The following is an 8,937-nucleotide window of genomic DNA, read 5'->3' on the forward strand; positions in this document are numbered from 1 at the left end:
TTCTGTATATCTAAAATATATTTATGTATATACTTAAATAATACTTATGATGATTGATAAAGCTTTAGCTCTTCTTTATGATTTCCTGAGCATTTTAGATAAATTGAGTACAAAGCATTGTGTTATGTTTGTTATGCCTGATTGGATTTTCTGCGCAAAAAGGTATTTTGCAGCAGATCTTCTGCCGTAAAGAGGTGAAGGGAATTCCTTTAAAGAAAAGCTAGTACATCTACTGCATGAAGAAGAAAGAGGTTTCTTTAAGGAATAAAAAGGACTTTAGCAGAAAAGAAAAGCAGGGTTTATTTACAAGAGGTAATATCAACAAAAGGGCTACATAATATTATAGAAAATTAAAAAAGCTGCACAATACAGAGTTGTGCAGCCTTTCTGTGCAAACGAACGGGAAAGCAACGCTCGCTTTTACACTTTTTTCAGTCTCATACGCTTGTACATGTGCTTTCCTTCTCATGTAGGGCACAGGCTGCTCTGTTTAAAATAAGAGGTTCCGAGAAGAATTTCCTTTCCTTAAAACTGATAGCGTATACCACCTGAAAAGCTTGCACCACTTATACCAGTTTTCTGAAGCTTTTGTTGATAACTTACATCACCATGAAGGGAGAAATTGTGAGACAGTTGTGCATTGATGCCAACGCCGCCTTCAATTGCAGGTCCCATAGGATCAAGGTCAAAATCTCTGCCAATCTGGATGGTACCATTATCACCAAAGGTTTTGATCAAGTTTACTTTTCCATAGAAAGACATTGGACGGTTGTTTTCAGTGGAAATAGTTTTTGTCAAACGTCCACCAACACGGATCAACCATTGAGAAGGATTTTTCATATCAACGGTAAAATTATCAGCATCTTCAATGGTATTAAACATCAAATGTTGATAGGCAATTTGTGCTTGTGGCTCAAATGTTAAACCTTCCATTCCAGCTGCAAACTCTTTGCCAACAGTGGTGGAGATACTCAACATTTTGGCGTTTTTCAATTTTGCGGTTTTGCCAATGATAGCATTGCCGATATCTCCCTTTATTATCCCATAGGATAACAGTGTATCCATATAGAAACCATTGTCATGCTGCACGCTGCCATAAGCTGTTAGTGACCATTTATCCAATGTGCTCTTACTTACATCATCCATATCTTTTGGAGTGAAAGACAGCCGCCCATAGGTGCCTACAAGACCGAAATGTGTTGTGGTATTTTGTCCTTCTAATGCTGCGAATGTGACTGCGGCTTGGAGAGCAGCATAGCGGATATCAGCACCATAACCATATTTGAGAGGTCCGCGTTCAGAAGATAAGGTTCCTGTGTTTCCGTAAGTATAGAGGAAGAAACCGGTTTGTTTTTCTTCTTCTTTTCCTAAGACAGATGTTCTGATATTGCCTAAGAGTGCGTTTTGTTTAGCCATATCCGTTAATCCACTATAGAAGAGAGCATTTGGCATGACTAAGTAACTGGCCGTTTGTGCTACAGGGACGATCACACTTGGACCAGAACCAGAATCCGTTTCAAGAATTTCTTTATGTAAGCGGAAATCCCAGAAATTTTCATTCTTTTCATCAAAGAGGCTTTGTGCAACATCGGCTGTACCGTGGCTTGACTCTGGTCCATAGGCCGTTAGCGTATATTTATAAGGCAAACGATTTCTTGTGGTATAGCCATTTACGAGTTTGAAAGAGTCTTCTTGTGCTTTTCCAGATACTTGAATGAGCGAGAGGCCACCTATATTGGAAGGATCAGCAGCATTGACTACACTACTTTCATCTCCTGAATCGCTTTTGATATAAACTGTTGTGGAGCCTGAGACATCACCGTGGATCAGAAGTCTATCGGTTTTTTGATCGGCACTTGCTACGCCATCACTCCAAGCAATGTTGAAGTAAATCTTTGCGTCTCCCGTTGCGTTGTAGACTGTTTGCGTATCTGGTTTACCAGATCCTATATGCAATGTGTGATAATGATCTTCTACCAGTCCATCAAAAACAATAGAGCTGTTATCGAGATTAAGCGTAGAAATATCGGAACGAGATCTTTGAGCAATATCAAGCAGATTGCCATCAGCATCTTTTTCTTTTGTACTGGTCTTTAGTGTCCATGTTGTCTTGTTTTTTAGATCAAAACGTACAGTTCTATTTTTAGCAATATTCGCTCTGCCCTCTAGAGTAGACTGATCAGCGCTTAAGGTGAAGGTGCCATTGGAGATCGCTTTAATATCTTCCTCTTCCCAAAAGCTTTTTTCTTTCGTAAAGAGACCGTCCCCTAATAACACGTCGGCATGGATTCCCGAATTTGTGAGATTAACTGTACCAATTGACAGATCGGCACTATTTTCAATGTTATTTTTAGTGAAAGCTCCAACAAAAATTCCAGTACCATTTTCAGCATGAAGCTCTGCATTGGTTAAATTGATTTCACTGCTTTTACGTTTTTGTGGATCATCTGGATAATCTAGATCAGGATTAGAGAGAGCTATAAATTGCAAACCAGCAACTCCTGCTATCATAGAAGTATTCACGACATCAATATGTCCGTTAAATGCCGCCCATAGTGCAACTTTTTTTGCTTCTATTTTATTTTTTATTGTATTCTCTGCTGCTCCAATATAACCATTCGTCATCTTAATTGTGCTATTATTTGCTGCGGTGAGACCAAAATCAAAGTTTTGAATGATTGTTTTACCATTTAATTCGATTGCACTACCAAGTTCCGCAACATTTACAGCAACGGTTTGTTGTTTACTTTCACCACCAGTTATTGTTAAATCTCCGCTAATGATTTTACTTCCACCGTCTGCATAAAAACCTTCATCGACATTTTGAATGGTTGTTTTGCCCATTAACCTAACTTCACTACCAGAGTCCGATGTCCATATACCAGTGCGTTCGTTGTCGGAGCCTTCAAGTGCTTCACCACCGATTATCGATAAGTTTTCGCTAATGATTTTACCACCGTTAACTGCTCCAAGGCCGTCCAAAGTATTGTTAATTATTGTATCACCATGCAATTGAATTGTGCTGTCATTGCCACTTACAAATGCACCGCTTCCTTTTCCCTCTGTTGTTAGAGCAACATCTGTGGCATCAATATGCCCTCCGTTGAGTGCGAATAACGCTGTTTTGTTCGCGGCTACGGATCCTCCCGTCATTATGATCTTAGATCCTGAACCGTCTGCAAGGAGTCCTTCGCCATTAGATGATATAATGTTAGCATTGTTTTTTAAGATAATCGTACTGCTGGTTTCGGCGCTTCCTCCTACAGCACGTCCACTAAATGATCCTCCTGAGACCGTTATTGTTGAGTGGTTATTTGCAACTATACTGGCGGCTGCTTGAGTCACTGTTACATCTTTTAAAGTGACGGTACTTTTATCTGCTTTTATTCCAAAGTTCAGTAATGCATCGTCTTTATTATTCGATATCTTCACACCTTCCAGCTTGTTTTCACCGCTGTTACTGTTTAAAAAGCCGGCACCAACTAGAGAAGTTTTAATGGCTCCTCCAGTCATCTTGATTGCACCATCGTTTAGTGCTTGAAGCCCGAGTGCACTATTACTAATAGTTGTATTTCCAAGTAATTCAATTACACTGCCTTCACCAACAGAAAATACACCAGACGATATATAGTCGTCACTTGGAGCCACATCTGTGACAGTTAGAGCCACATCTGCAACAGTAATATGTCCACCATTTTCAGCAACCAATGCATTACCTTTCCCCGTGACAGTTCCTCCCGTCATTGTGATGGTGGATTTTGAACCTTCTGCATAGAGTCCAACATTATCAGATGATGTAATGTTTGCATCATTGGTTAAAGTGATAGTGCTGCCGCTTTTAGCAGATATTGTTGTATTTTGTGCATGAAATGATCCTCCCGAGATTGTTATTGTCGAATCATTCTCTGCAAATATACCGGCGGCTGCTTGAGTCACTGTTACATCTTTTAAAGTAACGGTACTTTTATCTGCTTTTATCCCAAAGTTCAGTGGCGTATCGTCTTTATCACTCGATATTGTCACATTTTCTAGTTTGTTTTCATGACTGTTACTGTTTAAGAATCCAGCACCAGCTGCAGAAGCTGTAATGGTTCCTCCAATCATCTTGATTGCGCCATCATTTTGGAATGCAAGCCCGATTGCACTACCACTAATTGTGGTCTTTCCAAGCAATTCAATTACACTATTTGCGCCATTAGAAAATACACCAAATGACTTATCGCTATCATTTGTTTTTAGGGTAACATCTGTAACAGTAATATGACCACCATCTTCAGCAACCAAAGCACTCGCTTTTCCCGTGACGTTTCCTTCTATCATTGTGATGGAGGAGTTTGAATCTTTAGCATATAATCCAACATCATCAGATGATGTAATTTTTGCACCGTTTGTTAAAGTGATGGCGCTGCCGTTTTGAGCAGATATTGTTGCATTTTGTGCATGAAATGATCCTCCCGAGATTGTTATTGTCGAATCATGATCTGCAAATATACCAGCGGCTGCTTGAGTCACTGTTACATCTTTTAAAGTGACGGTACCTTTATCTGCTTTTATTCCAAAGTTCAGTGGCGCATCGTCTTTACCACTCGATATTGTCACATTTTCTAGTTTGTTTTCACGGCTGTTACTGTTTAAGAAGCCAGCACCAGCTGCAGAAGCTGTAATGGTTCCCCCAGTCATCTTGATTACACCACCGTTTTGTGCTTGAAGCCCGATTGCACTATCACTAATCGTTGTCTTTCCAAGTAATTCAATCATGCTACCAAGGTCATCAGAAGCTACACCAAGTCCATCACCATTTGTTTTTAGGGTGACATCTGTAACAGTAATATGGCCACCGTATGTTGTCGTTACTGCTTCCTCTTTCGCTGTAATGCTCCCTCCTGTCATTTCGATGATGGACTTTGAACCTTCCGCATAGAGTCCAGCATCGTTATATGATGTAATTTTTGCACCGCCAGTTAAAGTGATGTTGCCGCCGTTTTGAGCAAATATTGCTGCTTTTTCTGCATCAAATGATCCTCCTAAGACTTTTACTGTGGAATCATATGCATCTATGGCAGTTTGTGCTTGCGTCACTGTTACATTATTTAAAGTGACATTACTGTTAGTTGCCTTGATTCCATTGATTAGTGGCGCATCATCTTTCCCACTTGATGTCACTACATCTTTCAGTTCGTTTTCTTTGCTCTTGCTATCTAAAAAGAATGCACCAACTTTGGACGCTGTAATGCTTCCCCCAGTCATTGCGATTGCGCCACTTTCTTGTGTTTTTAACCCGATTGTCGCATCATTGATCTTTGTATCAGATAATTCAATCACACTGTTTTCACCTTGAGACAATGCGCCGAATCCACTCTCAATTTTAGTACCCTTATTATATGCAGGGTTATCCCCTTCTGTAGTAGGTGCACTTGTGGTATCTTCCTTAGCTGTTAGAGTACCACCCGTGACTTTAATATGACCACCATCGTTTGTATACAATGCTGCGTCTTTTCCAGTTACGCTTCCCCCAGTCATTTTTATGGTGGTATTTTCATCATCGGCATGGAGTCCGTTACCATTAGATGAGGTAATGTTAGTACCGCCATCTACAGTAATGGTGGTGCCGCCCATAGCATATACGCCATCCATTTTACCTTCGAATGATCCTCCGGATACTATAACTTGAGAAACGACATCCGCAAGTATACCAGTTTCTGCTTGCTTAACTGTTACATTTTCTAAAGTGATAAAGCTTTCGTTGTTTATTTCTATTCCAAGGAGTGATGATGCTTCATTTTTATTATCTGATATCACTACATTTTGTAGTATATTTCTACTATTCTTACTATCATCAATATAAACACCAGTTTGAGAAGCTGTAATGTTCCCCCCAGTCAGGTTGATGTTAGCGCCGTCTTTTACAGAAATACCAAAACGAACATCAGAATCAGTGCCTTGAATATTTAAGCCATTTAATTCAAGCGCACTGTTAGCACCTTCAACTGTTACAACATATTTATCGCTACCTGTGTCTGTATTTGTGTTTTTATTTCCAGTTACAGTTACAGTACTGCCGGTGATTTTTCCTTTGTCTTTTACATAAATAGTCTCGTACGTTTTTCCGGATATATCTTTTTCTTCGTTGGCAACGTCAAGAGTTTCAGCATGTGCAGTGAACTGGATGTTGAATAGGATGATAGCAGCCGCAGCCGTGCATGATAAAAGGGATGTTTTATACACCAGTATTCTCCTTATGAGAGCCCCCAAATATTCATTTCCCCGCAAACTTCATAAGAAGAAGTGAAAATGGATAGTTGTTATTAATTTCGATAATTGTCTTTATTTGGTAAGATATTTTTGGTTTTTTGTCAAAATTAAAAAACAAATGATATTAAATTTGTATTAATTTATATTTAACACACAATGTGTTTGTAATTATTTGTATTATATAATTAAATTTATTGTAAATCTATATTATAGAAATTATAAATATTATTATAATACTTACATAAGTTATATTATTTTTTTATAAAGTAATAATAGTATTTTCTGTAATACTTCTGCATTTTTATAACTTGTCAAAGTAAGTGATGACGGTAATAATCAAACACTATTGCTAGCACTTTTGATTAGTTATACCTTATTTATCATAATATTCTAATATATTTGATCTTGATATCCAAAGGAGTTGGGTGCTCTAATATAAGAATACATTCTTTCTCCTGTTGGGGATATTTTAATACTATACGACTAAGTTTTTATAAGCTGTTGATGTATCGATGACATTTGAAAGAGCCAGAGCCCAAGCTTATAAATCTTAATCAATGAAGATGCTTCAAGTTGAAGGCTTGAAATCAACAGTGCTTTTATATCATCAAAGTGCACCTTCATTGAAGGATTATTGCTTTCGTTATTTCGAATTTTTGACATATTTTTGACAATAAAATCTAAAAAATTGCTTCTGAGGAATTTTTTAATATAATATGTAACGTTTTTATGGCGATAGGTTTATGAGATATAAAGTTGAATTGGTAATCACCGTGATTGCTTTTACTCTCTCTGGTTGTTTTAATCTTGATGCTGAAAAAATAAAAAGAGACAAGAGGCTTTATCATGATGCATTTATGGATTGGTCGATGAAAGAAAAGTCTCTTACAAAAAATTATACTGCTATCATTATGGCTGATCCGCAACCGTGGCGTTTAAACTCTGGTGATGCCAATGGAATATCAAACAGAGAGCCATGGTTAAAGATAAATGAGCAGGTTGCTGGTGTGATAAAAGCGCACAAGGCTGCATTCCATATTATCAATGGTGATCTGACGGAGTTTGGACAACAAAAAAACTATGATGATTATGAAAATGTTTATAAAACTCTTGGAGCACCTGTCTATGAGGGGCTAGGGAATCACGATTATGCCAATAATGTTGGTAATTGTACAAATCCTCAAGAATTCAGTTTTTACAAAGATGCTTGTGCTATAAGTGCAGTTTCAAGAATGGTATCGGAAATCAAAAAATACCGTAGTCAATTATCGCATTTCAATGCAGATGTTACTGAAAGCTTGGTTCCCATTTCGGGTGGAAATATTCGCTTGATAAGGGGGAGTTTGAGTTATTCTTGGGATTATGGAGATGTTCACTATGTGCAGCTTCACAATTATCCAAGCTATACGGTTGGTTTGAAGGGGCAGTCTACAGAAGTGCAAATCAATAAATCTTTAGATTGGCTTAGGAACGATTTAGCTGCTGCTGATGCAAGAGGTAAAGTGACAATCATTAATTTTCATGATGCGCGTGCTGCTTCCATTGATGGTGAATCCTTTTTTATTCGTAAAAAGAATGCTAAAGATTTGTCGGTCTTTAAGTCAATTATTACCTCTCATAATGTTAAAGCAATCTTCGTGGGGCACACGCATTATCAGTCTTATTGCCGTGCGAAAAATGATAAGGTTTTTGGAAATATCCCTATATATACAGCTGGTGCGCTTTTTAATGGAGATTATTACCTCATAGATGTGAAAGGCAAGACCATTCACGTTAAAGCCTATAATGGAGAAATAGGAAAACCGCTTTTAATTAAAGATCTTGGCGTTATAGGGAAAGACACCCAATTTTCGGCAAGTTGCAGTAAGTTATAATAGGATTTGTTTCTTTGTCTTAAAGCATGAGGGAAAAAGCGTATTATATGTGCGGACTTGAAGAGCAGTAGGAGTGTCTAAATGTTGCTTAGAAATAGAGTGAAAAATCAGACATCTTTTTTATATCTTTTTCAAAGCTGTTAAGATTTCAGGTTATACGCTATAAGTGCAATGGTTTAATGTGAACTGAGCTTTAATACAAAGCAGAATAATGGTTTGTTATTCTATTTTTTCTTTTTAGGCATTCATCTTTGAAGAAAGGGGAGTTTGTCAAGGGTGTGTTCATAATTTGCTAGCACATGTTGTCCTGAATTATCAAGAAGGCTGTTTCTATTAGTTTGTTGCAGTATAATTATCAAGTTATGCCCTTTGTTAGAGTTTATAATATCTACTCATGGGCAAATCTTTTCTTTTTCATAAGAAAAGCTTTTTATTTTGATCAATTTTTTACTTATAATCTTCAAACAATTGATGTTTTGTGATGCTGTATAATTTCTCTTGATTAACCGTATGAACTTTTAGTTGTATTACAATTTTATCTTCTTCTTTTATACGTAAGTAAATCGTTACAATAAGTATGATATAAATATTGGAGTCTGTTTATAGCTGTTATGGTCTCATGCAATTATCCTTAGATGACTCTCACGTGTTTTGGCAGTTTTATCTTTTCTTTGAGAGAGGTGTAAAAAGGGGATTTTAAGAAGTTCTAGTTTAGAAAGAGCTTTTTTGCCCGCGAAAAGCTCTCGGAGAGTGCCAAGGCTGGTATGGAACAAGCCGGCGAAGATCTGGCTAATTCGATTGTCGATGGCTT

At 37.6% G+C, this 8,937-nt stretch carries 3 protein-coding genes and 1 pseudogene; 1 reads left to right on the forward strand and 3 read right to left on the reverse strand.

Features of this window, described 5'->3' with window-relative positions; translation table 11 throughout:
• Positions 1-525 precede the first annotated feature (525 nt).
• Complete coding sequence (locus tag ACFINE_RS07270) at positions 526-5,247, reverse strand: autotransporter outer membrane beta-barrel domain-containing protein (RefSeq protein ID WP_375621558.1); 4,722 nt, start codon at positions 5,245-5,247, stop codon at positions 526-528.
• A 204-nt stretch (positions 5,248-5,451) separates the two neighbouring features.
• Positions 5,452-6,225, reverse strand: a pseudogene (locus tag ACFINE_RS07275) (autotransporter outer membrane beta-barrel domain-containing protein); the annotation flags it as partial.
• A gap of 770 nt (positions 6,226-6,995) precedes the next feature.
• Between ACFINE_RS07275 and ACFINE_RS07280 the strand changes: the two are divergent.
• Positions 6,996-8,126 (forward strand): metallophosphoesterase, encoded by a 1,131-nt coding sequence (locus ACFINE_RS07280; RefSeq protein WP_375621553.1) that lies wholly within the window; start codon positions 6,996-6,998, stop codon positions 8,124-8,126.
• 617 nt (positions 8,127-8,743) lie between these two features.
• On the opposite strand, the gene ACFINE_RS07285 is transcribed toward ACFINE_RS07280, so the two are convergent.
• On the reverse strand, positions 8,744-8,937 hold a 194-nt coding region (locus tag ACFINE_RS07285), incomplete at its 5' end, for a hypothetical protein (protein WP_375621554.1).

The organism is Bartonella sp. AA97HXZ, assembly GCF_042196985.1.
Lineage (GTDB): Bacteria > Pseudomonadota > Alphaproteobacteria > Rhizobiales > Rhizobiaceae > Bartonella.